Raw genomic sequence first — 24,073 nt, 5'->3', positions numbered from 1 at the left:
GATCCATGTTTGACTCGATCCTGCAGCGCCCGCGCGAGGCCAAGGCGTCACGCGCGGCGCCGCTGCTGGCGCTGCAGGGGACCGGCCGGCCGGTGTGGACGCCGCGCGACTACGCAGCGCTTGCCCGCGAGGGCTATGCGCGCAACCCGGTGGTCAACCGCTCGGTCAGGATGATCGCGGAAGCCGCCGCGAGCGTGACCTACACGCTCCACGAAGGCGAGCGGGAGCTGGACCGGCACCCGCTGCTGTCGCTGCTTGCCGCGCCCAATCCGGCGGCCTCCGGCGCGGCCTTCCTGGAGGAGGTCTACGGCCACCTGCTTGTCGCCGGCAACGCCTATGTCGAGGCCGTCTCCATCGACGGCACCCCGCGCGAGCTTCATGCGCTCCGGCCCGACCGGGTGCGCGTCGTGCCGGGGCGCGACGGCTGGCCGGAGGCTTTCGACTATACCGTCGCGGGGCGCACGGTGCGCTTCGCCGCCGTCGAGCCGGGTGGCCGGCCGCCGGTGCTGCATCTCAAGGTCTTCCATCCGCTCGACGACCACTACGGCTTCGCCCCCATCGAGGCGGCGCAGGTGAGCCTCGACCTGCACAACGCGGCCGGCGCCTGGAACAAGGCGCTGCTCGACAACGCCGCCCGCCCCTCCGGTGCGCTGGTCTATGGCGGCGGCGACGGAGCGAACCTCTCCGACGAGCAGTTCGAGCGGCTGAAGAAGGAACTGGAGGAGGGCTACCAGGGACCGCGCAACGCCGGCCGGCCGCTGCTGCTGGAGGGCGGGCTCGACTGGAAGCCGATGGGGCTGACGCCGCGCGACATGGACTTTATCGCCGCCAAGAACCAGGCGGCGCGCGAGATCGCGCTCGCCTTCGGCGTGCCGCCGATGCTGCTGGCGATCCCGGGCGACAACACCTACTCGAACTTCCAGGAGGCCAACCGCGCCTTCTGGCGCCAGACGGTGCTGCCGCTGGCCGCCCGCGTCGGCGAGGCCCTGGCCCGCTTCCTGACGCCGGCGGGCGAGGCGGGGCGGCACATGCCGCTGGTGCTGCGCCCGGATCTCGACCGGGTGGAGGCTCTGGCGGCCGAGCGCTCGGCGCTGTGGGAAAGGGTCGGGCGCGCTGCCTTCCTCACCACGGCGGAAAGGCGGATCGCCGTCGGCTACGGCCCCGCGCCTTCCGCCGACGACCCGCAGACCCTGCCCGCCGATGGCGGGGGGGAAGCGGAGGCCCGGGTATGATCGAGCCCCTCGGCCTTGCGCCCGCCGCCCGGCTGCTGGCCGGCGGTGGCGATCTCGCCCATCTGGTGCTGCTGCTGTGGGCGAGTTCCGCCTCCAGCCTGCTCGTCTGGGCGCTGCGCGAAATGGCCCGCGCCAACCGTCGGTTCGACGATTTCGTCGAGGCCATCGCGCGGCTCAACCGCATCTTCGCCGAGTTCGACGACTGACGGACGCGGCCTTTCCCTTCTGTCCACCGACAATCCGGAGACTGTCATGACGCGACCCGAAAGGGCCGGCGCGGCCGATCCCGCGCGCCCCAACCGTCCCGCTGAAATGCCGCCGGCGCCCCCTCGGCACCGGGCGGTCTTCGCCTGTTTCACGCACCGCCTCGGGGCGCTGATGCGACGTCTCGACCTGGACGCGACCGCATGAGCGCGGCATCCGCGCATGCGGGCGAGGGCACGCGCATTTCCGGCTATGCGAGCCTCTTCGGCGTGCCCGACGATGCCAGCGACGTGGTGGTGCGCGGTGCCTTTCGCCGCAGCCTCAACGAACGCGGCATCCAGGGCATCCGCATGCTCTGGCAGCATGATCCCGGCCGGCCCATCGGCATCTGGGACGAGGCGCGCGAGGACCGGCTGGGCCTGCGCATCACCGGGCGATTGCTCGCGGGAACGGCTACCGGGCGGGAGGCGGCGGTGCTTGTCGCCGCCGGCGCGCTCGACGGCCTGTCCATCGGCTTTCGCACCCGCTCCGCCCGCCGCGACCCGGCGACCGGCCTGCGCCGGATCTTCGACATCGACCTCTGGGAGGTGTCGCTCGTCACCTTCCCCTTGCACCCGGGCGCGCGCATCGACGTGCCCGGGCCCCGCCGGCCGGCCCCGACCGGCGTCCTTTCCTGAGCCCGCACACGGAGTGAACGACATGACCCGACACAGTGCATCCGCCGCGACCGGCGCCGGCGCCCGCATGGCGCCCGCCACCAAGGCAACCGACCCGCGCGACGACGGCGCCGACAGCCGCCCGCCGCGTGCGCCGGAAGCCAAGTCCGCGCCCGGGCGGGAGACAAAGGCGGCCACCGCGCAGGAGCCGTCGAGCCGCGAGATCGACGACATCCGCGCCACCTTCGCCGCCTTTCGCGAGGTCAACGACGAGCGGCTGTCGGAAATCGAGGCGCGCGGCGTATCCGATCCGCTGATGGGCGAGAAGCTCGCCCGCATCGATGCGGAGCTTGATCGCCAGCAGGCCCGGCTCGACCAGATGGCGCTGAAGGCCGCCCGCCCGGCGCGCGGCGGCCGCGAACACGGCGACGCCGGCTCGCCGGCGGCCACGGGCGAGCACCGCGCGGCTTTCGCCGCCTATATGCGCAAGGGCCAGGAGGAAGGCCTGCGCACGCTGGAGGCCAAGGCGCTTTCCGTCGGCTCCGACCCGGACGGCGGCTATCTGGTGCCCGACGAGACCGAGACGGCGATCCTGACGCGCATGGCCTCCGTCTCGCCGATCCGCGCCATCGCCGGCACCCGACAGGTGTCGGCGAGCGTCTTCAAGAAGCCCTTTTCGGTGGCCGGGCCGCAGGCGGGCTGGGCGGCGGAGGTGGCGGCGCGTCCGCAGACCGGCACGCCGACGCTTGCCGAACTCTCCTTCCCGACGATGGAGCTCTACGCCATGCCGGCCGCGACGCCTTCGCTGCTGGAGGATACGGCCGTCGACGTCGAGGCCTGGATCGCCGGCGAGGTGGAGCTGGCCTTCGCCGAACAGGAGGGCACGGCCTTCATCAACGGCGACGGGGTCAACCGTCCGCGCGGCTTTCTTGACTACCCCAAGGCGGCGGAGGCGGCCTGGAGCTGGGGCAAGCTCGGTACCGTGGCGACCGGTGTCAGCGCTGCCTTTCCGGCGAGCGATCCGGCCGACGTGCTTATCGATCTCGTCTACGCGCTGAAGAGCGGCTATCGCCAGAACGCCCGCTTCGTCATGAACCGCCGCACCCAGGCGGTGGTGCGCAAGATGAAGGACGCCGACGGCAATTACCTCTGGCAGCCGCCGGCAAGCCTCGGTGCTCCGGCGACGCTGATGAGCTTCCCGCTCACCGAGGCGGAGGACATGCCGGACATCGCCGGCGACGCGACGCCCATCGCCTTCGGCGATTTCCGGCGCGGCTATCTGGTCGTCGACCGCACCGGCTTGCGCATCCTGCGCGATCCCTATTCGGCCAAGCCCTATGTGCTCTTCTACACCACCAAGCGCGTCGGTGGCGGGGTGCAGGACTTCGACGCGATCAAGCTGCTGTCCTTCTCCGCCTGAGGCGGGAGCGGGGAGCGCTCCTGCAGCCCGCGGCCATGCTTCGGCTGGCCGCGGGCATGCCGGTCCCGCCCTTGCCCGACCTTCATCTTGCCAACCCAATCAAGGGAAACAATCGCATGACAGCACTTGTCACGAGGCCGCCGGCGGTGGAGCCGGTGACGCTGGCAGAAGCGCGCGCGCAGATGCGGGTGAGCGACGCGGGCGAGGATGCGCTGATCGAACGGCTAATCGCGGCGGCGCGCGCCCATGTCGAGCAGCTGACGCGGCGGGCGCTGATCTCGCAGAGCTGGCGGCTCTACCTCGACGACTGGCCGGCCGGGCGCATCGTGCATCTGCCCGTCGCGCCGGTCGTCTCCGTCGAGACAGTCATCGTCTACGACGACGACGGGCTGCCGGTGGTGCTCGATGACGGCGACGTCACGCTCGAGCGGGCCGGTGAGCCGCCGCGCCTGAAACTCGCTGCCGGCGCGCCAGCCGGTCTTCGCGGCTTCAACGGCATCGAGATCGACTTCACCGCGGGATACGGCGTGGCGGCGGGCGATGTGCCGGAGCCGCTGCGCCACGCGGTGCTCCTGCTCGCGGCCCACTGGTTCGACAACCGCGAGGCTTTTGCCGGTCTCGGGGGCGGGGAGGCCGCCGGCGCGCCGGCCGGGTTCATCGGCCTGCTTGCCGCCTATCGGCGGGTGCGGCTGTGATCGCCGCCGGCGCGCTGGACCGGCCAATGCGTCTCGAGCGCCCCGACAGGATCGAGGTCGGGGACGGCGAGGTGGCGATCCATTATGAGGACCTGGGGCCGGTCCACGTCCTGCTGGAGCCGGCGCGGCTTGCCGAACGTGAGCTTGCCGGAAGGCTTGACGGCACCGCGACCCATGCGGCGCGCTTGCGCCACCGCCCCGACATTCGCGGCGGCTGGCGGCTCGTCGACGACACGCGCGTCTTTCGCATTCTTGCGGTGGACGACGGCGCCAGGCGCAAGGGGCTTCTTACCTGCATGCTCGAGGAGGAGGGACGATGAGCGCCGCCGCGCTTCGCTCCGCCCTGGTCGCGACACTGGCCGCCGATCCCGGGATCCTGGCGCTTGCCGGCCCCTCCCGCGTTCACGATGGCGTGCCGCGCGGCGCGGCGCTGCCCTATCTGGCGGTCGGAGCGATCGAGACCCGTCTTCTCGTCGCCGATGCGGGCGAGGGCGAGGTTCACCGGGTCGAGATCCTTGCCTTCTCGCGCCGGCCGGCGCGCGGCGAGGTCGCCGGGCTGATCGTCGCCGCGCGCGATGCGCTTGCCGCCGGGACAGGGCTTGCCGCCCGTCTCGCCGGCCACCGTCTCGTCAATCTCGCGGGAAGCGAAATGACGAGCGAGCGGCAGGCGGACGGGCGGACCTGGCGCGCGCGGCTCCGGCTGCGCGTCGTTACCGAACCGGTTTGAAGACACAGACAAAGGACGGAGGACGTGTCATGGCCGCACAGGCGGGCAAGGACCTTTTGCTGAAATGCGATGCCGACGGGACCGGAAGCTTCGTCACCATGGCCGGCCTTCGCGCCCGCCGGATCGCGCTCAACCAGGCAAGTGTCGACGTTACCGATGCCGACAGCGCCGGGCGTTGGCGCGAGCTTCTGGCCGGTGGCGGAACCCGCTCGGCCAGCGTCTCCGGCGGCGGCATCTTCCGCGACGCGGCAGCGGACGAGACCGTGCGCGGGCTGTTCTTCGACGGCCTGATGCGAAACTGGCAGGTGGTGATCCCCGATTTCGGCACGATCACCGGGCCCTTCCAGATCGCAAGCCTCGACTACGCCGGCACCCATGATGGCGAAGTGACCTATGAGATCGCGCTGGAATCGGCCGGCGCGCTCGGCTTTTCGGGAGCATGACCATGGCCAACCGGCATCGCGGCGAGGTGGCGGCCGTTCTCGACGGTCGTCCGCGCACGCTGGTCCTCACCCTTGGCGCTCTCGCCGAGCTGGAGGACGCTTTCGGCGCTGAGGATCTCGCGGCGCTGGGTACGCGCTTCGAGACCGGGCGGCTCTCGGCGCGCGACCTGACGCGGATCCTGGGAGCGGGCCTGCGCGGCGCAGGCGAGGAGCTTGGCGACAGTGAGGTGTCGGCCATGCGGATCGACGGCGGCCTGCCGGCGATGGCGCGGCTGGCAGCGGAGCTTCTGCAGGCGACCTTCGGCGCTCCGCAGGAGGAAGGTGCGGTGCCGCCAAACCCTTGCGAGCCGCGGGCGGGGCACCGCTCGCGGGCGAACGAAGCGAAGCCGGCCGGCGCGCCTTCCCCTGGGGCGCGGTGATCCATCATTGCCTCGGCGTTCTGCGCTGGGCGCCTGAAACACTGTGGCGGGCGACGCCGCGCGAGGTCGCGCTGGCGGTCTCGCCAGTCGCTGGTGCCGGGCCTCTCGACAGGCACGCGCTTGCTGGGCTGATGCGCCGCTTTCCCGACCAGAACCACGGGACGACAACGATATGAGTGACACGGATGCGGACGGCGGACGCGGGTTTTTCGATGGGCTCGAGCAGGGGCGCGAGAGCGCGGCCGAGCTGGAGCGCGCCATGCAGCAGGTCGGCGCAAGCGCGCGGGGGATCTCCACGGCGCTGTCCAGCGGGCTGAAACAGGCGGTGGTCGACGGGCGCAAGCTCGACACAGTGTTCCGCTCGATTGCGCTGTCGCTGTCGCGGCGGGCGCTGACGGCGGCCCTTGCGCCGCTGGAAAAGGGCATCGCCAGCGGCATCGGCAGCCTGACCGACGGGCTTCTTTCGGGCGCATTCGGTGGCGGAGGATCGGGCGGGGTGATGCCCTTTGCCAAGGGGGGCGTGGTGGCGAGCCCCGGCTACTTCCCGGTTGGCGCGTCCGGAACGCTTGGACTGATGGGCGAGGCGGGGGCGGAGGCGATCCTGCCGCTTGCCCGCGATGCGAGCGGGCGGCTCGGCGTTTCGGCGGGGTCAGGCGGGGGAGGCGGCACCGGGCCGGCCATCGTCTTCAACATCGAGGCCCGCGACGCGGAGAGCTTCGCGCGCTCGCAGGCGCAGATCGAAACGATGGTAGCCCGCGCCGTCGGACGGGGACGGCGCGGGCTATAACGTCGGGCCTGAAGAGGAGGGGCTCAGGCGCCGGCGTATCAGGTTGCGGCGAGAAGCGCCGCGATCTGATCCTTGAGCGCGAGGCGCTTCTTCTTCATCTCCTCCAGCGCCTCGTCGGAGACGGGGGAGACGTCGGTCTCGGCGCGGTGAACCTCGCGATTCACCTCGTGGTATTCGTCGGCGAGCCGGGCGAAATGGGCATTGCCGAGCTTGAGCGAATGGAGTGCCTCGGTCTGATCCGGGAACTCTTCGTGCAACTCGTGCGGGACGTGGCTCATGTAGGTGTTTCCTCCGTTGTGAAGCGACATTGCCGCGTCGCCGGGCGGTGCGCCTTGAGGCAAATCAAACGATCGGAAAAACGTCCGGATCCGCGTACCCGGACCGGACTGCAGCAGGGAGGTGGCGATGGCGTCCTTCATCGAGGAACGCTTTCCGCTGGGCGTCGCCTTTGGCGCCAGCGGCGGGCCGGAATGGCGCACGGAGGTGGTGGCGCTCGCCTCGGGCGCCGAGCGGCGCAACGGGCGCTGGGCCCGCTCGCGGCGGCGCTATGACGCGGGCACGGGCGTGCGCTCGCTCGCGGACCTGCAGGCCGTCGCCGCCTTCTTCGAGCGTGCCAGGGGACGGCTGCACGGCTTTCGCTTTCGCGACCCCTTCGACAATTGCTCGCTGCCCGGCGGGGAGCCGACGGCCTTCGACTGCCGGATCGGCACTGGTGACGGCACGGCGACGGCTTTTCCCCTGATCCGGCCGGCGGGAGCGGACGCGCCGGCGCGGGCCATCGCGAAACCCGTCGGGGGAACGGTGCGTGTCGCGCTCGACGGGGTGGAGCTTGCCGAAGGAGCGGAATTCGCCTGCGATCCGGCAAGCGGTCTGGTCACGCTTCTCGGCGTTGCGCCGGGGGTGGACGTTGCGGTGACGGCGGGCTTTCGCTTCGACGTCCCGGTGCGCTTTGACACCGACCGGCTCGACATGAGCCTGACCCATTTCGAGGCGGGCCGGGTGCCGACGATCCCGCTCGTCGAGATCGATCCGGACGGCTGAGGGAGGAGGGAACATGAAAGACATCGATCCGCAGGTGCTCGCGCGCCTCGACGCACCGGTCGCCACCCGCGTCACCTGCTGGCGGCTGACGCGGCGCGACGGGGCCGTGTTCGGCTTCACCGATCATGACCGCGAGATCGCCTTCGGCGGCACCGTCTATCGTCCGGAACTCGGCTTCGAGGCGGGTGCGACAACGCTGGAGCCCGATTTCGCCGCCGGCAGCGCCGAGGTGGCGGGCATCCTCTCGTCCAGCGCGATCGGTGAAGCCGACCTCGCCGCCGGGCTGTGGGATGGCGGGCGCGTGGAGATCCACGCGGTCGACTGGCGCGCGCCCGACAACCGGGTGCTTCTGCGCCGGGCGACGATCGGCGAGGTCAGTCGGGCCGGAGGCGCGTTTCGCGCCGAGCTGCGCGGCCTCGCCCATCTTTTCGATGCGCCGCAGGGGCGCGTCTTCTCGCATCTGTGCGACGCCGATCTGGGCGATGGGCGCTGCCGCGCCGAGCTGTCCGGTGCCGGCATGGTCGCGACCGCGACGCTTTTGGAAGGCGGCGCCGCCGACCGGCCGGAGGTCACGGGTGTTGCGAGCGTCGAGGCCGACTGGTTCGCCGGCGGCAGGCTGGAGATCCTCGAGGGCGGGCTCGCCGGCGTGTCGGCGGAAATCGTCTCCGACCGCGAGGTGGGGGAGGTGCGTCGCCTGGCGCTGATGAGCCCGCTTGCCGGCCTGCCGCCGGCGGGAACCGCCGTGCGGCTCACCGCCGGCTGCGACAAGCGCTTTGCCACCTGCCGCGCGAAATTCTCCAATCATCTGAATTTCCAGGGTTTCCCGCACATGCCCGGCTCCGACCGGGCGCTGGCTTATCCAAGCCGCGGGGCGGCGGAAAACGACGGCGGCGTGCTGGTGCGCTGACGCGGTGGGGCGAGGGCGCCCCGGGGAGACCTCTCATGATCACACGCGACGACATCCTGCGCGAGGCGCGGGACTGGATCGGCACGCCCTATCGCCACCAGGCGAGCTGCAAGGGAGCAGGGGCGGATTGCCTTGGCCTGGTGCGCGGCGTCTGGCGGGCGTGCCTTGGAGAGGAGCCCGAGCCTCTGCCGCCCTACAGCCGTGACTGGGCGGAAGCGGGCGGCGCGGAGACGTTGCTGCTCGCCGCCCGGCGCCACATGCGCGAGGTGCCGGTGAAAGCCGCTGGCCCCGGTGACGTGCTGCTCTTCCGCTGGCGCGCCGGCGCGCCGGTCAAGCACGCCGGCATCCTCTGCACCGCGGACAGCTTCATTCATGCCTACGAGGGGCTTGCGGTTTCGCAAAGCCCGCTGGCGGGCGCATGGCGCAGACGCATCGTCGGCTGCTTTCTCTTTCCCGGAACAGACCCATGGCAACCCTGATCCTCGCCGCCGCCGGCAAATTCGCCGGCGCGGCCCTTTTCGGCGGCGCCGGCGCGATCCTCGGCCAGGCCGCGGGCGCCATCGCCGGCTCGCTGATCGATCAGCGGCTGTTTTCGACGAGCCGGACGGTGGAGGGCAACCGGCTCGGTGACCTCTCGGTCCAGTCATCGACGGAAGGGGCGGCACTGCCGAAGGTCTATGGCCGGGTAAGGCTCGCCGGGCAGATCATCTGGGCAACCCGCTTCGAGGAGGTGGTGCGCGAGGAAAGCGCCGGCGGCAAGGGCGGCGGCGGTGGCGGCACCACCACGGTGCGCAGCTACGACTACTACGCAAGCTTCGCTGTGGCGCTGTGCGAGGGACCGGTCTCGCGCGTCGGTGCGGTGTGGGCGGACGGCAAGCCGATGGACCTCGACGGCGTGACCTGGCGCGTCCACGAAGGCGCGGCCGATCAGCTTCCCGATCCGCTGATCGCCGCGCTCCAGGGCGAGGCGCCGGCCTATCGCAACACCGCCTACGTGGTCTTCGAGCGTCTGCCGCTGGCCATTTACGGCGACCGCCTGCCGCAGCTTTCCTTCGAGGTCATCCGCGCCGTCGAGCCGCTTGAGGAGATGGTGCGCGCCGTCACCGTCATTCCCGGCGCCGGAGAGTTCGTCTACCAGACGACGCCGGTCACCTGGACCGTGCGGCCGGGGGTTTCGGAAACGGCCAACCGCCACGTCACCCATGCGCCCTCCAACTGGGCCGCCTCGATGGATGAGCTGCAGGCGCTGTGTCCCAATCTCGAACGGGTGGCGCTGGTCGTTTCCTGGTTCGGCGAGAGCCTTGCCTGTCCCGATTGCACGATCCGTCCGAAGGTCGAGACGCACGGCCGGGTGACCTCCGGAGCGACATGGTCGGTTTCGGGCCTGTCCGGGGAAACGGCACAGGAGGTTTCGCGCCATGACGGGCGGCCCGCCTATGGCGGCACGCCGTCGGATGCGAGCGTCATCGCCGCAATCTCCGATCTGCGGGCGCGCGGTCTCCAGGTCGCGCTCTATCCCTTCCTGATGATGGATGTGCCCGCCGAAAACGGTCTCGTCGATCCCTATGGCGACGGAAACGGCCAGCAGCCCTACCCCTGGCGCGGCCGGATTACCGCGTCGAAGGCACCCGGCCAGCCGGGATCACCGGAAGCCACGGCGGCGATGGGAGCGGAGATCGCAGGGTTTGCAGGTTCCGCCGCACCGGCGCATTTTTCCTCCTCGGGCGGCGGTGTCACCTACGCCGGACCGGCGGAATGGAGCTACCGCCGCTTCATCCTTCATCACGCGGCGCTCGCCCGGGCGGCGGGCGGGGTCGATGCCTTCCTGATCGGCTCGGAGATGCGCGGGCTGACGCGGCTGCGCGACGACACCGGCGGCGCGCCCTTCGTCGGCGCGCTGAAACAGCTTGCCGGCGACGTCAGGGCCATGCTGCCGGAGACGGCGCTGACCTATGCCGCCGACTGGAGCGAATACGGCGCGCATCAGCCGGAGGAGGGCGAGCTACGCTTCCCCCTCGACCCGCTTTGGGCCGATCCGGCAATCGATGCGGTGGGGATCGATGCCTATTTCCCGCTCGCGGACCAGCGCGAGGGGGGCGACCCGGAGGGCAACCGCAACCCCTATGACCTGGCGTGCCTGGCCGCCCATGTCGCCGGCGGAGAGGACTTTGACTGGTACTATCTCAACGAGGCGGACCGGCGGGCGGGTATGCGCACGCCGATCTCGGACGGCGCCTACGGCAAGCCCTGGGTCTACCGCGCCAAGGATCTGGCGGGCTGGTGGGGCAACCCGCACCATGAGCGCGTCGGTGGGGTGGAACGCGTCGAGCCGACCTCCTGGGTGCCGGGGTCGAAACCGGTCTGGCTCACCGAACTGGGCGTGCCCGCGATCAGCCGTGGCGCCAACGAGCCGAATGTCTTCTTCGACGCCAAGTCCTCGGAAGCCGCATGGCCGCGGTTTTCCGACGGTGGACGCGACGACCTGATCCAGCGCCGGGCGCTGGAGGCGGTGATCGGCCGCTGGTCGGGCTGGCACCCGCAGGTGCAGGCCGGTGACAATCCGGTTTCGCCTGTCTATGGCGGGCCGATGGTCGATCCGGCGCATATCTTCCTGTGGAGCTGGGATGCACGACCGTACCCCGTCTTTCCCGGACAGACGGACCTTTGGGCCGACGGAGACAACTGGCGCGCCGGCCACTGGCTCAACGGCCGGTTCGGAGGCGTCTCGCTGAAGGGGCTGGTGCGCGCGCTCGCCGACGACTTTGCCATCCCGCAGGAGGCGCTCGCGGTCGGCGACATCGCGGGAACGCTGGACGGACTTGCCGTGGCCGGCCCAGTCGCCGCCCGCTCGGTGCTGGCGCCGCTTCTCCAGGCTCACGGCCTCGTCGCCGTTGATCTCGGCACGGCCATCGGGCTGCGTCCGGCCTGGTCGGAGCCGGTCGACAGTCTTGACGCGGAGACGGTCGTCGCCGGCTCGCGGGAGACGCCGGCGATTTCGACGGTGCGGGCGCAGGATGCCGACCTGCCGGCGGAGATCCGTCTTGCCGCCCGCGATCCGGCCCGCGACCACCGGCGTTACGTGGTCGCCTCGCGACGGCGCGAGGGGCTTGCAAGCCGTGTCGAGGAACTCGACCTTGGCGCGAGCCTCGACCCGGCGCTCGCGGCGACGCTCGCCGACCGGATGCTGATCCGCCAGTGGAGCGAGAGGGAGGAGGTAAGCCTCGCCCTGCCGCCCGGGAGGCTCGATATCGAACCTGGAGACGTGCTGACGCTGGCCGCCGACCCTCGTCTCGATGGCGCGGCGACACGGCAGATTCGCATCGTCTCGCTCGAGGACGGCGAAAGCCGGCGGGTGAACGGGCGCAGCGTGCGCGAACCCGTGCCCGTACGTGCAAGGATCCTGGGCGGTGAGGCGCGGCCGAGGACAGTCACGGCGACGACCGGCGCGCCCCAGGTGCTGGCTCTCGACCTGCCGCCGCTCCCCGGCGACAGCCAGCCGGAAGCGCCCCGCGTCGCCGCCTTCGCCAGTCCCTGGCCGGGTGCTTTTCAGATCTACCGGGCGCGGGCCGGCGTGCCGCTCGCCCCGCATGTGCTGGTCGAGACGCCGGCGCTGCTCGGCACGCTCGCGACCCCGCTTGCCGCGGGGCCGCTTGCCCGCTGGGATCGGGGCGGGACTGTCGAGGTCGAGATCTCGGGCGGCCTGCTTTCCTCCGTCAGCCCGGCAGAGGTTCTGGCCGGGGCGAACGCGCTGGCGGTGATCTCCCCGGACGGAGGTCTGGAGGTGCTGCAGTTCGCCGTTGCGGAGCTGGTCGCGCCGCGTCGATACCGGCTTTCCATGCTGCTGCGCGGGCTGCTTGGCACCGAAGCGGCCGCCGTTCGGGAGACGCCGGCGGGCGCCCGCATGGTGCTTCTCGACCAGAGCCTCGCGCCGCTCTCCCTGAAGCCCGACGAGATCGGCGTGCCCTTCGAGCTGGCACTGGTCCCGGCGGGCCGTCCGCTCGACGCGCCGGCCCGTGTCGACCTGCAGATCACCGCAGGCGCGCGCGGCCTGATGCCTTTCGCACCGGTGCATCTGAGCGCGCGGCGAGAGACGGGCGGCACGGTTCGCTTCGCCTGGATCCGCAGGACCCGGATCGGCGGCGACAGCTGGCGCGAGGGCGAGGTGCCGCTCGGCGAGGACCGGGAAGCCTATGTGGCCGAACTGCTCGCGCCGGGTGGTGAGGCGCTCGTCTCGCGCACGGTTGAAACGGCGGAGCTGGCACTGCTTCCCGAGGAGGAAATCTCCCTCTTCGGTACGCCGCAGGGCGCGTTCGAACTTCGTGTGCGGCAGGTCTCGGCTCTCGTCGGCCCGGGGGTTGCCGCGCGCGCGACCCTGTCCGTCTGAGCAGACGACTTTCGCGACAAGACGAGAAGATCACCAACAGCAGGGAGGAACGACATGCGCCTCAGCGACAGGGGAGCGGGGTTCATTGCCCGCCACGAGGGGTTCGTCGGCCATGCCTACCGCGACCCGGTCGGTGTGCTCACCATCGGCTACGGCTTCACCATGGCTTCGCGGGTTTTCGCGGATTATTGGCGAAGGCGGCACGGCCGGGCGCTCGCGGCGGGCGACCGGATCGACAAGACGGAGGCGCAAGGGCTGCTCGGGCGGATGGTCGAGGAGGAGTATGGCGCGGCGGTACGCGCGGCCTTCCCCGATCTGCCGCAACACCGCCATGACGCCTGCTGCTCGGTTGTCTACAACCTCGGCCCCCGCGCATTGGGCTGGCGCTGGGCCCGGGCACTGAAGGCGGGCGAGGTGGCGCAGGCGGCAGGGATCCTTGCGACGAACTACGCGACGGCGGGCGGCAAGCGGCTGCCCGGTCTCGTCCGTCGCCGCCGGGAGGAAGCCCGTCTGCTCGAGCATGGAGACTATGGCGCGGGAGGGGAGCTGTCGGTCGGTACGCGAAAGGCACCCTTGCCGCCGCCAAAGCCGCAGGAGCGGGCGGCGCGGCGGTCCGGCGGCGTGGCCGGGGCGTTGCTTGCAGCCGTTGCCGCCGCCGCCACCGTCCTTCACGACCGGCTGCAGGGGCTGCTCCTTCCCGGCCTTCTCCTTCTCTCGGTCCTCGCTGCGGGGCTTTTCGCCGTGCGCTTCCGGCAGGCGGCGAGGCAGGCGGTTGTGCGTCTCTTCCGCCGCATCTTCCCCCGACGCCCTTGAAAGGAGCCTGACATGCCTGGCTGGAAGACGTTTTTGCTGAATGCGCTTGCCGCGCTTGCGGTGGTCCTTCTCGAGGTCTTGAGAATGCTCGCCGGCATCGACTGGCAGGCGCATCTGCCCGGCGAGACGGCGGTCTGGGTGATCGTCGCCGTCAATGTGGCGAACATTCTGCTGCGCCACCTGACACAGGGGCCGGCCGGCTGGCGGGGACGGCGGCAATGAGCGGCCTTCTGGGCTTGCTCGCGGGGCCGCTGCTGGCGGCCATGGTCTCGCTGCTGGAAAAGCGAATCGATGCGCACACACGCGACAGGGATGTCTCGGCGGAACTGGCGGCGGAGGCGATCCGGGGAGAGATGGCGGCGCGCGCCGAGGCTCGCGCCGTGCTGATCGCGGAACAGGGACACCTCTTTTCCGCTGCCCGGATCGGGCGGCTTCTGTTCGTGCTGCCGCTCGGCCTGTGGTGGACGGCGGTTATCCTCGATTCGGTCTTCCGCTTCTCCTGGAACGTGGCGGCGCTGCCGCCGCCGCTCGACGACTGGGCGGGTGCGATCCTGCTGTCGCTGTTTCTGGTCGACGGGGTGAAGGGCGCGGTGCGGGCGGTGCGCCCGCCGGGAAAGCGGTGAGATGACGCCCCGATGCCGGACGTGCGGGTCATTCATGTGCTATTCAGGCTGGAAACGCTAGGAATCGCGCATGGTCGAAACCCGTCGCTCCCTTCTTCGCCGCCTGGTCGCCGTGCTCCTTGCCGGCACGCTGGGCAGTGTGCTTGTCGTCGCCGAGGCGCAGGCCGCGTGTCTCAGCCAGGGCGAGGCGCGCGCCGCCGTGCAAAACGGCGAGGCGCAGCCGCTTGGGCGTGTCGCCGGCGCCGTGGGCGGCGAGATCGTGCGCGCCGACCTGTGCCGCGAGGGCGGGCGGCTTGTCTATGTGCTGTCGGTGCTTTCCGGCGGCAGGGTGGCGAACCGCGTCGTCGACGCGCGCAGCGGCCAGGTTCTGAAGTGACGGGCAGGGGCAGGCAACGGGGCAAATGGAAACGATGAAGGCTCATGCGACTGCTTGTTGTTGAAGACGACCAGGATCTGAACCGCCAGCTCAAGGACGCTCTCGGCGAGGCCGGCTATGTGGTCGACACCGCGTTCGATGGCGAGGAGGGGCATTTCCTCGGCGATACCGAACCCTATGACGCGGTCGTGCTCGATCTCGGCCTGCCGGTGCTCGACGGGCTCAGCGTGCTTGAGCGCTGGCGCCGCGATGGACGCACCATGCCGGTGCTGATCCTGACCGCGCGTGACCGCTGGTCCGACAAGGTGGCGGGCATCGACGCCGGCGCTGACGACTATGTCGCCAAACCCTTTCACATGGAGGAGGTGGTCGCCCGCCTGCGCGCGCTGCTGCGCCGCGCTGCCGGACACGCCAGCAACGAGATCTCCGCCGGGACGCTGCGGCTCGATATTCGCGCCGGCAAGGTGACCCAGGACGGAGCGATGGTGAAACTCACCTCGCACGAGTTCCGCCTGCTCTCCTATCTGATGCACCACAAGGGCCGCGTGGTGTCCCGCACGGAGCTGATCGAGCATCTGTACGATCAGGACTTCGATCGGGATTCCAACACCATCGAGGTTTTCGTCGGACGCCTGCGCAAGAAGCTCGACGCCGACATGATCGAAACGGTGCGCGGTCTCGGCTACCGGCTGGGCGAGCCGGAGGCGTGAGCGCGAACACCGATCCGGCGGCACACGAAGACGCGCCGCCGGCGTCCGCCGTTCGTCGCGCGCCGAAATATGCGCTGTCCACCCGCCTCATTGCCGTCGCCGCCATCTGGTCGGTGATCGCGCTGCTTGTTGCCGGCTTCGTGCTCGTGGCGCTCTACCGCGAGGCGAGCGAGCGCGAGTTCGACGCCCGCCTCGACGTCTATCTCAAGGCGATTGTCGGCGAGATGGCGGGCGGCACGCCGGAAAAGCCGGCAAGCCCCGGGAACCTTGGCGAACCGCGGTTCGATCTGCCGGCCTCGGGCTGGTACTGGACGGTGATCGACGAGAAGACCGGCGAGGTGCGTTTCGCCTCGCAGTCGCTGTTCGGCGACAGGCTCGAGTTGCCGCCGCCTGACGCGGGCAACGTGACGCGGGCGACCATCGCCGGCCCGCGCGGCGCGGAATTGCGGGTGCTTCAGCGCACCATCATCTTCGGCGACAACGCGGCCTACCGGATCGCGGTTGCCGGCGCGGCCGAGGAACTGCGCGCCCGGGAGGCCGATTTCGCCGGCCAGACGGCATTGACGCTGCTGGTGCTTGGCCTCGGCCTGATCGGCGCGATCTTCCTGCAGGTGCGTGTCGGTCTGAGGCCGCTCGCCACGCTCGGCGCCTCGCTTGCCGCCGTGCGCCGGGGCGACGCGGAGAGGGTGGACGAGAACCTGCCGCCCGACATCAAGCCGCTGGCGCTCGAACTCAACGCGCTGGTGCGGTCCAATCGGGAGGTGGTGGAGCGCGCCCGCACGCACGTGGGCAATCTCGCGCATGCGCTGAAGACCCCGCTCAGCGTCATCCTCAACGAGGTGCGTGGCGAGCGCGCGCCCTTCGCCGCGAAGATCGGTGAGCAGGCGGAGGTGATGCGCACCCAGGTTTCGCATCATCTGGAGCGCGCCCGCATGGCCGCGCAACGCCGTGTGATCGGCGTTTCCACCGATGTCGAGCCTGTGCTTTCGCGCCTGGTTCGGGCGCTTCAGCGCATCCATCGGGGGCGCGACATCGAGATTTCCCTGGAGATCGATGGTGCCATCCGCTTTCGCGGCGAGGCGCAGGACCTGGAGGAGATGACCGGCAATCTCATCGACAATGCCTGCAAGTGGGCGGTGTCGAAGGTGGCCGTCACCGCCGTCCTGGCGGACGCGGGCGAGGGCGCGCGCAAGCTCACGGTGACGGTCTCCGACGACGGGCCGGGGCTTGGTCCCGACGAGATCGCCGATGCGCTGAAGCGCGGCAGGCGGCTTGACGAGACGGTGCCCGGTACCGGCCTCGGCCTCGCCATCGTCGTCGACCTCGCAGCGCTCTACGGCGGCGATCTGGTGCTTGCGCGGGGCGAGCGCGGCGGCCTCCGCGCCAGGCTGACGCTTCCCGCGCTTTAGGCGGAAAAGGCCATGGGATGTGGCGGTTCCGGACGCAGTTCGGCCACAAATTCATGGCCTTGATGACCAGGGCAGGCTGCACCTCCTGTCCGGTTCAACCCGCGCTCCCGCCGGAATTTTCGGTGGTCCCAGCGGTGTGGGAAAGGTGCGCGCGGGCGTTTTGTCTGCGATAGTTCGAAGGGGTGCCCACATTCGGAGCCAGCTTGCCGGGGGCACGGCAGCGGGAACCGAACGGGGCAACATGCGTTATGACTTGAGTGCGGTCGCGAGGCAGGATCGCCGCAACGGACGAGACGACGAGGTCACAACGGATGATGGGCAAGGGACGCGGCGCGGTGATCGCGCTCACGATCCTTCTCGGGGGATGCAGCACCGGCGGCACGATCGACACGGGCCCCGTGGTGGTTGGCGGCAGCCTGTTCGGCAGCGCCTTCAGCGCCGCGCCGGTTCCGCAATCGGAAGCGGATCTGGTGCTTGCGGATCTTCTGCGGTCCGACGCCGGCAGGGGGCTTTCCTCCGAGGACCGGCGCGCGGCGGCAACCGCATTGCGCGACGCGCTCGCCGCGAACCGCACCGGTGCGCGCATCGCATGGGAAAACCGCTCGAACGGCACCCATGGCCATGTGGTCACGGGTCCCAATTATCAGGTCAACAACATCGTCTGCCGCGATTACACCCATGTGATCCAGCAGGGCGAAAGCGAGAGCGAGCGCTCGATGCGCGGCTCCGCCTGCCGCGGCCGCGACGGAGCCTGGCAACCGATCACCTGAACCGCGTCGTCAGCCGGTGGAGGTGTCGGTGTCTGCCTTTTCCGGCGCGCCGTCATAGGCGGCAAGCGCCGGCGGCAGGCTCTGGATCACCGCGTTTCCGGCCGCCGGAAGACCGGCAAGAACGGCGCTGATCACATCCTCCCGAGAGGCGCCGAGCGCCTTGGCGCGCGCCGCGTGAAAGCCGATCCCGCTCTCCAGGCGCAGCGCCGCGAGGATGCCGAGATAGACAAGCTCGCCAGTGCGTGCGTCGAGCGACGATGCGCCTCCGAGTTTCTCGACCGCCTCCAGCCACGCTGCGGCATGGCCCTCGGCCTCGCGCGTGAAGGTCTGGAATGCGGTGCTGGGCAGGGTAGATTTGTCCATTGTCTTTCCTTCGGAAGGCCTGGGTGCCAAGTGCCAGTAAGCCCGGCCGCGCCGTGTCCGCACGGCGGCAAATCCCGATGTTTCGTCAAACGATTGCGGCTAATGGGATTGCCAATATTCGATTAAATCTTTTCTGGCAAAGTGGCGCCATGGAAAATCGACCTTCGAAGTTGAGCGATACGACATGCCGGACAGGCGCCACCTGACCGCAAAGATTCGCAGCTATCTCGACGAGCTGTCGCCCAGGGCCGTGCAAACGCTCCTGCGCAGCCTCGAGACGGCGCGCGACCGGGGATCGGAAGATCCAAACCTCGACCTGATCCTCGAGGCCTGCATGCGTGCGGCCCGCCATTCCGACTCGCTCATCTCCGAAATCGAGCCTCGCGACAATTGGTTGCAGCGCCTCTTCTTTTCGCCGGTCGAGGACCTGCTGGTGGACGCCGCGCTGTGCGGTCCCGAGCGTGGCCGCATCAAGCGCACGAGCCTTTCGCTGATCTGGGCCTGGCTGCAACGCGACGTGGCTCCGGACAAGGTCAGGGAGGCGCTGGACATTGCCCAGCGGTTGGAAACCGATCCCGAGGACATCGCAGCACTGGCCGAGGCCCTGCGCGAACATGTCGCCCCGACGGTACAGCAGCTCATCGACGGCGCCCACGCGACGGAGAAGGGCCGGCAGAAGCTCGCGATGCTCGTCGGCGGCGCGCGTGCCATGCGCGACCTTGAGGACGTCTTCGCCGCGTTCGCGTCACGGCCGTGGCTCGACGCCCTGCGCGAGAGCCTGCCGGAACGGCTGACCGAATGGGACTTCAAGGCGGACAGCCCGTCTCTGAAGCGCATCAAGTCGGTCACCGACCGCAATTCACGTTTCGCCTTCCTGGTCGCCGCCGTCGTTCTGCGCCGGGTCGAGGCACCGGAATCGATGATGTCGCTCGCCGCCGGACTTGCTGGATCCGTTTCCGTCAAGCGCATCGCCACCTCGGGCTATGCCGTCTTCGCCGAGGCCGCGCTCTCAGAGGTTGAGCGCTTCGCATTGATCGCCACCGGCGAATGCTCGAACACGGCGCTCGGCGAGGCGCTCAACGCCTATTGCCGGCTGGTCAGGGTCTTCGACAGGCAGTTCGAGTTCGAGGAAAAGCCGGAATGGCAAAAGCGTATCGCCGAGACGCGACGTGCGATGTCGGCGCTTGTCACACGCGAACTCGATGCGATGCTGGGCAATGTCCGCCGGCTGCTTTCCGTACCTGCGGTCGGCGAGAACGGTGAACCCATCCTCGATGCGGGTCTGATGGACGAGGCGTTGCGCGGCGTGATGCTGCTCAACAAGATGCGCGATTTCGCCGAGAGCCTCGCCGTCAACGAGATCACCGCGCGCAGCCGCCAGTCTCTGGAGCAGTCGCTCGAGTTCAAGACGCGTGCGCTTCTTTCGGGCCTCGCCGGTGCACAGGGACGCGCGCGCCGGGCGCATCAGGCGGCCGTCGATGCGGCGATAGAGCTGTGCGAAGCCTATTTCGGCAAGGACTACGCCGACCAGTTGCGCCGCAGCCGCCAGGCCGCTTTGGCGGTGAAGGCGAAGCCGGCACAAAAGGCCGCATCCTGAGGCGTTGATCCGGCCTCACATTCCGGGCACTGCCTGCCTTGAACGCGCGCGCGCTGGCGCGACCCCCTGTCACACCCCCCGGAATCCCTCGGTTTTCGTGACCGGTTTTGCTTGCGAATGCGCGCAAGTCACGGTCTATATGCGGCCATGGTGATTTGGATCGTATTCTCCGTCCTGACGGCACTTTCGGCGCTTGCGGTGCTTGTCCCGGTGACACGGGCACGCAAGCAGGCGGCCAGCGCGGCTGCCCATGACGCCGAGGTCTACAAGGCGCAGCTTGCGGAAGTCGACCGCGATCTGGACCGCGGGCTGGTTTCGCAGCAGGCCGCCGATGCCGCTCGGACCGAGATCGCGCGCCGGCTGATCGCCGCCAACCGCGAGGTCACGGCCGAAGGAGACAGCGCGAGCGTCGGCGATATGGCGCCGGCCACGTCCGCGCGTTTCAGGCTGCGGTTCGCTCAGGTCATCGCCATTCTGATCATTCCCGTTGCCGCGCTGCTGTTCTACCTGGAGGTCGGCTCGCCCGATCTGCCCGATCTGCCGTTGCAGGCGCGGCTCGAGGCCCCCGCAACCGGCCGCTCGCTGCCGGAACTTGTCGCGCGCGTCGAGCGCGAGTTGGCGAAGAACCCTTCCGATGGTCGTGGCTGGGACGTGCTGGCGCCGGTCTACATGCGGCTCGGTCGTGCCGAGGACGCCGCCGCTGCCTATGCCTCCGCGATCCGTCTGCTTGGCTCCGACGTGCGCCGCGAAACCGATATGGGCGAGGCGATGGTGATCGCCAACAGCGGCATTGTCGGCGCTGACGCGCGCGCTGCCTTCGAGCGGGCCGTGAAGCTCGATCCGACGGCGGTCAAGCCACGCTTCTTCCTGGCGCTGGCGCTCACCCAGGAAAACCGCTCGGACGACGCCATTTCCGCCTGGAAGGCGCTGTTGGCCGACGCCAGGGGCGGCGAGGCATGGGCCGAGGCGGTGCGTATCGAGCTATCCAAGTTGGGGGTCGAGGTGGAGACGCCGGGTGCTCCCGCAGTTGCCGGCGTGCCGGGTCCCGACAGGGAACAGGTCGCCGCCGCCGCCGCGATGAGCAACGAGGACCGCACGGCGATGATCCGTGGCATGGTCGATCAGCTCGACACCCGGTTGACGGACGAGGGCGGAACGCCGGAGGAATGGCTACGGCTGATCCGCGCGCTGTCCGTCCTCGGTGATGCCGAACGGCTTGGCGACACGGTGGCGCGGGCGCGTGTGGCGCTGAAGGACGACCCCGAGGCTGTGGCCGAGGTCGAGCGCGCGGCGCAGGAACTGGGCATCGGCGCGAATTGACCGGCGCGCCCCGGAAGTGGAGGCGCGACAACGACGCGAGGCGGGAATGACCCGAAAGCAAATGCGCATGACGATGATCGCGGCCGCAGGCGGCGTGCTTGCCGTTGCGGTCGGCCTGATCCTCTTTGCGCTCAACGATCAGATTGTCTTCTTCCAGAGCCCCAGCGACATCGTCGCGAAGTCGGTGCCGGAGGGGCAGCGCATCCGCCTGGGCGGTCTTGTCGAGGAAGGCAGTGTCGAGCGCAGCAAGAACGCCGAGGTGCGGTTTGCCGTGACAGACACGGTTGAACGCGTCAACGTCGTCTATGTCGGCCTGCTGCCTGACCTCTTCCGCGAGGGACAGGGCGTGGTGGCCGAGGGGCGGATGGAGCCGGACGGCGTCTTCCACGCCGACAACGTGCTGGCCAAGCACGACGAGACCTATATGCCCAAGGAAGTTGCCGACGCGCTCAAGGACAAGGGCGTCTGGCAGGGCAAGGAATAGGCGGCAGGAACGAACCGGGCGTGCCGCGTGCGCGCCGGCCCCTGCACAGCCGGTGTCGTCGTCCACGACGGGACCGCGGGAATGCCGAGAGAGGGAGACGCCAGGCATGATCGTCGAGATCGGACATTTTGCACTCATCCTGGCCTTCGTGCTGTCGATGGTGCAGTCCGTCGTGCCCGTGTGGGGCGCGATGACGCGCGACACGCGGCTGATGTCGGTGGCCCAGCCGGTCGCCGTCATGATGTTTCTGCTGGTCGGCATCTCCTTCGTGGCGCTGACCCATGCCTATCTGACATCCGATTTCTCGGTGTTGAACGTCATCGAGAATTCGCATTCGGCGAAGCCCCTGCTCTTCAAGCTCACGGGCGTCTGGGGCAACCACGAGGGGTCGGTGCTTCTGTGGGTGCTGATCCTGGTGCTTTTCGGCGCACTCGTCGCCGCCTTCGGCAGCAATATTCCCGCAGAGCTTCGTTCCGCCACGCTCGGCGTTCAAGGCTGGGTGACGGCCGCCTTCCTGTTGTTCGTGCTGGCGACGTCGAACCCGTTCACACGGGTCTCGCCCGCTCCGATGGAGGGACAGGACCTTAACCCGATCCTGCAGGACGTGGGGCTGGCGATCCATCCGCCACTCCTCTACATCGGCTATGTCGGCTTCTCCATCGTCTTCTCCTTTGCCATCGCCGCGCTGCTGCTTGGCCGGGTCGATGCCGCCTGGGCGCGCTGGGTGCGGCCGTGGACGCTGCTCGCCTGGATGTTCCTGACCCTCGGCATCGCCATGGGCTCCTACTGGGCCTACTACGAGCTCGGCTGGGGCGGATACTGGTTCTGGGATCCGGTCGAGAACGCCTCGTTCATGCCCTGGCTGACCGGCACCGCCTTGCTGCATTCGGCCATCGTCATGGAGAAGCGCGGGGCGCTGAAGGTCTGGACGGTGCTGCTTGCCATCCTCACCTTCTCGCTGTCGCTGCTCGGTACATTCCTTGTCCGCTCCGGCGTGCTGACGAGCGTGCATGCCTTCGCCACGGACCCGCTGCGCGGCAGTTTCATCCTCGGCATCCTCATTGTCTTCATCGGTGGTTCGCTGTCGCTCTATGCCTGGCGCGCGCCGATGCTCAGGCAGGGCGGGCTGTTTGCGCCGGTGAGCCGCGAGGGGGCGCTGGTGTTCAACAACCTGCTGCTGACGGTCGCCGCCGCAGCGGTTTTCGTCGGCACGCTCTATCCGCTGGCGCTCGAGGCGTTGACGGACGGCAAGATCTCCGTTGGCCCGCCGTTCTTCAACCTGACCTTCGGCCCGCTGATGGTGCCGCTGCTGATCGCCATTCCGTTCGGACCGCTGCTCGCCTGGAAGCGCGGCGATCTCGCCGGCGTGCTGGAGCGGCTGTACTGGGTGCTCGGCCTGGCCATCGCCACGACGCTTGTCATGGGCTGGCTGCAGGGTATCGATCACATGCTGGCCGCGCTCGGCTTCGGCCTCTCCGTCTGGGTGATCATGGGGGCGATCACCGAAATTCTGTCGCGGGCACGTTTCCGCCAGGTGGGCCTGTCGGTCGGCCTGTCCCGGCTCATCGGACTGCCGAGCTCGGCCTGGGGTACGACGCTCGGGCATGTCGGCATGGGGGTGACGCTGCTCGGCATTGTCGCCGTCTCCGCGCTGCAGCAGGAACGCGTCCTGACCGTTCATCCGGGCGAAAGCGTTGAAATCGGCGACTATGAGCTGACCTTCGGCGGGCTCGCCCGGCGCACCGGGCCGAACTACATCGACGACGTTGGTCATTTCGACATTGCACGCGGTGGCGTGAAGGTCGCCGAGGCCGATCCGGCCAAGCGCCTCTACACCGCGCGGCGCATGCCGACGACGGAGGCCGGCATCGTCACCTTCGGCTTGTCGCAGGTCTATATCTCCATCGGCGAAGTGCACGGCGACGGTTCGGCGGACGTGCGTGTCTTCTACAAGCCGCTGGTGACGCTGATCTGGATCGGCTGTCTGGTCATGGCTTTTGGAGCCGTGCTTTCGCTCGCCGACCGGCGCTTGCGCATCGGTGCGCCGAAGCCCGCCCGCCAGAAGCTGGTGGCGGCGGAATGAGCCCGCGTCCGAAGGAGAGGCCGATGTTGTCGCGTTTCGCTCCGCTGGTTGCCGTGTTCGTGCTCCTGCTGGCGACGGCGGGCCCGGCTTTCGCGGTCACCCCCGACGAAGTGCTCGACGATCCGAAGCTCGAGACCCGGGCCCGCGAGCTTTCCGCCGGCCTTCGCTGCATGGTCTGCCAGAACCAGTCGATCGACGACAGCGACGCGCCGCTCGCCAAGGATCTGCGTATCCTGGTGCGCGAGCGCATCGTTGCCGGTGACACCAACGAGGAAGTCGTCGACTTCCTCGTCGACCGCTATGGCGAGTTCGTGCTGCTGAAGCCGAGGATCGGCTGGAACACGATCCTGCTGTGGGCGTTGGCCCCGGCGACCCTGGTGATCGGCGCCATCGTGCTGCTGTTCGGCGCGCGCCGGCGGACACGCCAGATCGCCACCGCAGGCACGCCGCGCCTGTCGGAGGCGGAGCAGCTCGAGCTCGAGAAGATCCTCGAAGCGCAGGCGGGCGGGCGCGAGGGCAAGACCGGCACCGCGCGCTGAGACCGACACGACAGAGCTGCGACCGGGGGCGTCGCGCGCCCTTCGCGGCGGAAGAGAAACGCGAAGGGAGA

The 24,073-nt window shown here is 69.5% G+C and carries 30 protein-coding genes; 28 read left to right on the top strand and 2 right to left on the bottom strand.

Going from position 1 to position 24,073, the window contains the following annotated elements; genetic code table 11:
• The first annotated feature begins 5 nt into the window (after positions 1-5).
• The 12 genes from ACSLUQ_RS09980 to ACSLUQ_RS09925 all read left to right on the top strand — a co-directional run bounded on the left by ACSLUQ_RS09980 (position 6) and on the right by ACSLUQ_RS09925 (position 6,583).
• Entirely contained in the window at positions 6-1,232 is a 1,227-nt protein-coding gene (locus ACSLUQ_RS09980; protein ID WP_461808415.1) for a phage portal protein, read from the top strand.
• Positions 1,229-1,438, top strand: coding sequence for a hypothetical protein (locus tag ACSLUQ_RS09975; RefSeq protein ID WP_417774322.1), 210 nt, complete (start codon positions 1,229-1,231; stop codon positions 1,436-1,438). The genes ACSLUQ_RS09980 and ACSLUQ_RS09975 overlap by 4 nt, the downstream gene beginning before the upstream one ends.
• 46 nt (positions 1,439-1,484) lie before the next feature.
• Complete coding sequence (locus ACSLUQ_RS09970; RefSeq protein ID WP_417774323.1) at positions 1,485-1,643, top strand: hypothetical protein; 159 nt, start codon at positions 1,485-1,487, stop codon at positions 1,641-1,643.
• Positions 1,640-2,113, top strand: a complete 474-nt coding sequence (locus ACSLUQ_RS09965) for an HK97 family phage prohead protease (protein ID WP_461808414.1) — start codon at positions 1,640-1,642, stop codon at positions 2,111-2,113. Before ACSLUQ_RS09970 ends, ACSLUQ_RS09965 begins: the two co-directional genes overlap by 4 nt.
• A gap of 22 nt (positions 2,114-2,135) precedes the next feature.
• The gene (locus tag ACSLUQ_RS09960; RefSeq protein ID WP_461808413.1) at positions 2,136-3,512 is read left to right on the top strand and encodes a phage major capsid protein; all 1,377 of its coding nucleotides are present in this window, start codon (positions 2,136-2,138) and stop codon (positions 3,510-3,512) included.
• A gap of 116 nt (positions 3,513-3,628) precedes the next feature.
• A complete protein-coding gene (locus ACSLUQ_RS09955) occupies positions 3,629-4,207 on the top strand; it encodes a head-tail connector protein (protein WP_461808412.1) in 579 nt (192 codons plus the stop codon).
• Positions 4,204-4,527, top strand: coding sequence for a head-tail adaptor protein (locus ACSLUQ_RS09950; protein ID WP_461808411.1), 324 nt, complete (start codon positions 4,204-4,206; stop codon positions 4,525-4,527). The genes ACSLUQ_RS09955 and ACSLUQ_RS09950 overlap by 4 nt, the downstream gene beginning before the upstream one ends.
• Positions 4,524-4,934, top strand: coding sequence for a DUF3168 domain-containing protein (locus ACSLUQ_RS09945; protein WP_417774328.1), 411 nt, complete (start codon positions 4,524-4,526; stop codon positions 4,932-4,934). The genes ACSLUQ_RS09950 and ACSLUQ_RS09945 overlap by 4 nt, the downstream gene beginning before the upstream one ends.
• A 29-nt stretch (positions 4,935-4,963) precedes the next feature.
• Positions 4,964-5,377 (top strand): phage major tail protein, TP901-1 family, encoded by a 414-nt coding sequence (locus ACSLUQ_RS09940; protein ID WP_417774329.1) that lies wholly within the window; start codon positions 4,964-4,966, stop codon positions 5,375-5,377.
• 2 nt (positions 5,378-5,379) lie between these two features.
• The gene (locus ACSLUQ_RS09935) at positions 5,380-5,796 is read left to right on the top strand and encodes a gene transfer agent family protein (RefSeq protein ID WP_417774330.1); all 417 of its coding nucleotides are present in this window, start codon (positions 5,380-5,382) and stop codon (positions 5,794-5,796) included.
• Positions 5,793-5,972 (top strand): rcc01693 family protein, encoded by a 180-nt coding sequence (locus ACSLUQ_RS09930; protein WP_417774331.1) that lies wholly within the window; start codon positions 5,793-5,795, stop codon positions 5,970-5,972. Before ACSLUQ_RS09935 ends, ACSLUQ_RS09930 begins: the two co-directional genes overlap by 4 nt.
• Complete coding sequence (locus ACSLUQ_RS09925) at positions 5,969-6,583, top strand: phage tail tape measure protein (protein WP_461808410.1); 615 nt, start codon at positions 5,969-5,971, stop codon at positions 6,581-6,583. Before ACSLUQ_RS09930 ends, ACSLUQ_RS09925 begins: the two co-directional genes overlap by 4 nt.
• Before the next feature lie 38 nt (positions 6,584-6,621).
• On the opposite strand, the gene ACSLUQ_RS09920 is transcribed toward ACSLUQ_RS09925, so the two are convergent.
• Positions 6,622-6,861, bottom strand: coding sequence for a YdcH family protein (locus tag ACSLUQ_RS09920; RefSeq protein ID WP_461808409.1), 240 nt, complete (start codon positions 6,859-6,861; stop codon positions 6,622-6,624).
• A gap of 127 nt (positions 6,862-6,988) precedes the next feature.
• Here ACSLUQ_RS09920 and ACSLUQ_RS09915 point away from each other — a divergent pair, with 127 nt between their 5' ends.
• The 11 genes from ACSLUQ_RS09915 (at position 6,989) to ACSLUQ_RS09865 (ending at position 17,616) form a co-directional block, all read left to right on the top strand.
• A complete protein-coding gene (locus tag ACSLUQ_RS09915) occupies positions 6,989-7,624 on the top strand; it encodes a phage distal tail protein, Rcc01695 family (protein ID WP_461808408.1) in 636 nt (211 codons plus the stop codon).
• A gap of 13 nt (positions 7,625-7,637) precedes the next feature.
• The gene (locus tag ACSLUQ_RS09910) at positions 7,638-8,531 is read left to right on the top strand and encodes a DUF2163 domain-containing protein (RefSeq protein WP_461808407.1); all 894 of its coding nucleotides are present in this window, start codon (positions 7,638-7,640) and stop codon (positions 8,529-8,531) included.
• A 35-nt stretch (positions 8,532-8,566) separates the two neighbouring features.
• Positions 8,567-9,010 carry an NlpC/P60 family protein gene (locus tag ACSLUQ_RS09905; protein WP_417774336.1) on the top strand — a complete coding sequence of 148 codons (444 nt, stop codon included), beginning with the start codon at positions 8,567-8,569 and terminating at the stop codon, positions 9,008-9,010.
• A complete protein-coding gene (locus ACSLUQ_RS09900) occupies positions 8,998-12,915 on the top strand; it encodes a baseplate multidomain protein megatron (protein ID WP_461808406.1) in 3,918 nt (1,305 codons plus the stop codon). Before ACSLUQ_RS09905 ends, ACSLUQ_RS09900 begins: the two co-directional genes overlap by 13 nt.
• 54 nt (positions 12,916-12,969) lie before the next feature.
• Positions 12,970-13,728: a lysozyme gene (locus tag ACSLUQ_RS09895; protein ID WP_461808405.1), complete on the top strand. Its 759-nt coding sequence runs from the start codon at positions 12,970-12,972 to the stop codon at positions 13,726-13,728.
• A 12-nt stretch (positions 13,729-13,740) separates the two neighbouring features.
• Entirely contained in the window at positions 13,741-13,950 is a 210-nt protein-coding gene (locus tag ACSLUQ_RS09890; protein ID WP_417774339.1) for a hypothetical protein, read from the top strand.
• The gene (locus ACSLUQ_RS09885) at positions 13,947-14,351 is read left to right on the top strand and encodes a hypothetical protein (RefSeq protein WP_417774340.1); all 405 of its coding nucleotides are present in this window, start codon (positions 13,947-13,949) and stop codon (positions 14,349-14,351) included. Before ACSLUQ_RS09890 ends, ACSLUQ_RS09885 begins: the two co-directional genes overlap by 4 nt.
• Positions 14,352-14,421: 70 nt before the next feature.
• Positions 14,422-14,727: a PepSY domain-containing protein gene (locus tag ACSLUQ_RS09880; protein WP_417774341.1), complete on the top strand. Its 306-nt coding sequence runs from the start codon at positions 14,422-14,424 to the stop codon at positions 14,725-14,727.
• Positions 14,728-14,771: 44 nt separating this feature from the next.
• Positions 14,772-15,437: a response regulator transcription factor gene (locus ACSLUQ_RS09875; protein ID WP_417774342.1), complete on the top strand. Its 666-nt coding sequence runs from the start codon at positions 14,772-14,774 to the stop codon at positions 15,435-15,437.
• Positions 15,434-16,846, top strand: coding sequence for an ATP-binding protein (locus ACSLUQ_RS09870; protein WP_417774343.1), 1,413 nt, complete (start codon positions 15,434-15,436; stop codon positions 16,844-16,846). Before ACSLUQ_RS09875 ends, ACSLUQ_RS09870 begins: the two co-directional genes overlap by 4 nt.
• A 311-nt stretch (positions 16,847-17,157) precedes the next feature.
• Positions 17,158-17,616, top strand: coding sequence for an RT0821/Lpp0805 family surface protein (locus tag ACSLUQ_RS09865; RefSeq protein WP_417774344.1), 459 nt, complete (start codon positions 17,158-17,160; stop codon positions 17,614-17,616).
• A 9-nt stretch (positions 17,617-17,625) separates the two neighbouring features.
• Here ACSLUQ_RS09865 and ACSLUQ_RS09860 read toward each other — a convergent pair whose 3' ends face one another.
• On the bottom strand, positions 17,626-17,979 hold the full coding sequence (locus ACSLUQ_RS09860) for a carboxymuconolactone decarboxylase family protein (protein WP_417774345.1): 354 nt from the start codon (positions 17,977-17,979) through the stop codon (positions 17,626-17,628).
• Positions 17,980-18,163: 184 nt separating this feature from the next.
• Here ACSLUQ_RS09860 and ACSLUQ_RS09855 point away from each other — a divergent pair, with 184 nt between their 5' ends.
• The 5 genes from ACSLUQ_RS09855 (at position 18,164) to ACSLUQ_RS09835 (ending at position 24,002) form a co-directional block, all read left to right on the top strand.
• Positions 18,164-19,576 carry a hypothetical protein gene (locus ACSLUQ_RS09855; RefSeq protein ID WP_417774346.1) on the top strand — a complete coding sequence of 471 codons (1,413 nt, stop codon included), beginning with the start codon at positions 18,164-18,166 and terminating at the stop codon, positions 19,574-19,576.
• A 147-nt stretch (positions 19,577-19,723) separates the two neighbouring features.
• Positions 19,724-20,896: a c-type cytochrome biogenesis protein CcmI gene (gene ccmI / locus ACSLUQ_RS09850; RefSeq protein ID WP_461808404.1), complete on the top strand. Its 1,173-nt coding sequence runs from the start codon at positions 19,724-19,726 to the stop codon at positions 20,894-20,896.
• A 46-nt stretch (positions 20,897-20,942) separates the two neighbouring features.
• The gene (gene ccmE, locus ACSLUQ_RS09845; protein ID WP_417774348.1) at positions 20,943-21,380 is read left to right on the top strand and encodes a cytochrome c maturation protein CcmE; all 438 of its coding nucleotides are present in this window, start codon (positions 20,943-20,945) and stop codon (positions 21,378-21,380) included.
• Between the two features lie 106 nt (positions 21,381-21,486).
• On the top strand, positions 21,487-23,463 hold the full coding sequence (locus tag ACSLUQ_RS09840) for a heme lyase CcmF/NrfE family subunit (protein ID WP_461808403.1): 1,977 nt from the start codon (positions 21,487-21,489) through the stop codon (positions 23,461-23,463).
• A gap of 23 nt (positions 23,464-23,486) precedes the next feature.
• The gene (locus ACSLUQ_RS09835) at positions 23,487-24,002 is read left to right on the top strand and encodes a cytochrome c-type biogenesis protein (protein ID WP_417774350.1); all 516 of its coding nucleotides are present in this window, start codon (positions 23,487-23,489) and stop codon (positions 24,000-24,002) included.
• Positions 24,003-24,073: the final 71 nt, after the last annotated feature.

The sequence above is a fragment of the Stappia sp. ICDLI1TA098 genome (assembly GCF_054880955.1).
Note: the sequence above shows the minus strand (reverse complement) of the source record. Positions and strands in the feature narration are given on the sequence as shown.

Bases quoted from the DNA above. Each gene is read 5' to 3' on its own strand.
- ACSLUQ_RS09875 (WP_417774342.1), top strand. From the start codon at position 14,772: ATGCGACTGCTTGTTGTTGAAGACGACCAGGATCTGAACCGCCAGCTC.
- ACSLUQ_RS09970 (WP_417774323.1), top strand. From the start codon at position 1,485: ATGACGCGACCCGAAAGGGCCGGCGCGGCCGATCCCGCGCGCCCCAAC.
- ACSLUQ_RS09880 (WP_417774341.1), top strand. From the start codon at position 14,422: ATGGTCGAAACCCGTCGCTCCCTTCTTCGCCGCCTGGTCGCCGTGCTC.
- ACSLUQ_RS09920 (WP_461808409.1), bottom strand. From the start codon at position 6,861: ATGAGCCACGTCCCGCACGAGTTGCACGAAGAGTTCCCGGATCAGACC.
- ACSLUQ_RS09885 (WP_417774340.1), top strand. From the start codon at position 13,947: ATGAGCGGCCTTCTGGGCTTGCTCGCGGGGCCGCTGCTGGCGGCCATG.
- ACSLUQ_RS09905 (WP_417774336.1), top strand. From the start codon at position 8,567: ATGATCACACGCGACGACATCCTGCGCGAGGCGCGGGACTGGATCGGC.
- ACSLUQ_RS09855 (WP_417774346.1), top strand. From the start codon at position 18,164: ATGCCGGACAGGCGCCACCTGACCGCAAAGATTCGCAGCTATCTCGAC.
- ACSLUQ_RS09975 (WP_417774322.1), top strand. From the start codon at position 1,229: ATGATCGAGCCCCTCGGCCTTGCGCCCGCCGCCCGGCTGCTGGCCGGC.
- ACSLUQ_RS09865 (WP_417774344.1), top strand. From the start codon at position 17,158: ATGATGGGCAAGGGACGCGGCGCGGTGATCGCGCTCACGATCCTTCTC.
- ccmI (WP_461808404.1), top strand. From the start codon at position 19,724: ATGGTGATTTGGATCGTATTCTCCGTCCTGACGGCACTTTCGGCGCTT.
- ACSLUQ_RS09980 (WP_461808415.1), top strand. From the start codon at position 6: ATGTTTGACTCGATCCTGCAGCGCCCGCGCGAGGCCAAGGCGTCACGC.
- ACSLUQ_RS09860 (WP_417774345.1), bottom strand. From the start codon at position 17,979: ATGGACAAATCTACCCTGCCCAGCACCGCATTCCAGACCTTCACGCGC.
- ACSLUQ_RS09895 (WP_461808405.1), top strand. From the start codon at position 12,970: ATGCGCCTCAGCGACAGGGGAGCGGGGTTCATTGCCCGCCACGAGGGG.
- ACSLUQ_RS09960 (WP_461808413.1), top strand. From the start codon at position 2,136: ATGACCCGACACAGTGCATCCGCCGCGACCGGCGCCGGCGCCCGCATG.
- ACSLUQ_RS09840 (WP_461808403.1), top strand. From the start codon at position 21,487: ATGATCGTCGAGATCGGACATTTTGCACTCATCCTGGCCTTCGTGCTG.
- ACSLUQ_RS09890 (WP_417774339.1), top strand. From the start codon at position 13,741: ATGCCTGGCTGGAAGACGTTTTTGCTGAATGCGCTTGCCGCGCTTGCG.
- ACSLUQ_RS09955 (WP_461808412.1), top strand. From the start codon at position 3,629: ATGACAGCACTTGTCACGAGGCCGCCGGCGGTGGAGCCGGTGACGCTG.
- ACSLUQ_RS09900 (WP_461808406.1), top strand. From the start codon at position 8,998: ATGGCAACCCTGATCCTCGCCGCCGCCGGCAAATTCGCCGGCGCGGCC.
- ACSLUQ_RS09965 (WP_461808414.1), top strand. From the start codon at position 1,640: ATGAGCGCGGCATCCGCGCATGCGGGCGAGGGCACGCGCATTTCCGGC.
- ACSLUQ_RS09835 (WP_417774350.1), top strand. From the start codon at position 23,487: ATGTTGTCGCGTTTCGCTCCGCTGGTTGCCGTGTTCGTGCTCCTGCTG.
- ccmE (WP_417774348.1), top strand. From the start codon at position 20,943: ATGACCCGAAAGCAAATGCGCATGACGATGATCGCGGCCGCAGGCGGC.
- ACSLUQ_RS09945 (WP_417774328.1), top strand. From the start codon at position 4,524: ATGAGCGCCGCCGCGCTTCGCTCCGCCCTGGTCGCGACACTGGCCGCC.
- ACSLUQ_RS09935 (WP_417774330.1), top strand. From the start codon at position 5,380: ATGGCCAACCGGCATCGCGGCGAGGTGGCGGCCGTTCTCGACGGTCGT.
- ACSLUQ_RS09925 (WP_461808410.1), top strand. From the start codon at position 5,969: ATGAGTGACACGGATGCGGACGGCGGACGCGGGTTTTTCGATGGGCTC.
- ACSLUQ_RS09915 (WP_461808408.1), top strand. From the start codon at position 6,989: ATGGCGTCCTTCATCGAGGAACGCTTTCCGCTGGGCGTCGCCTTTGGC.
- ACSLUQ_RS09910 (WP_461808407.1), top strand. From the start codon at position 7,638: ATGAAAGACATCGATCCGCAGGTGCTCGCGCGCCTCGACGCACCGGTC.
- ACSLUQ_RS09940 (WP_417774329.1), top strand. From the start codon at position 4,964: ATGGCCGCACAGGCGGGCAAGGACCTTTTGCTGAAATGCGATGCCGAC.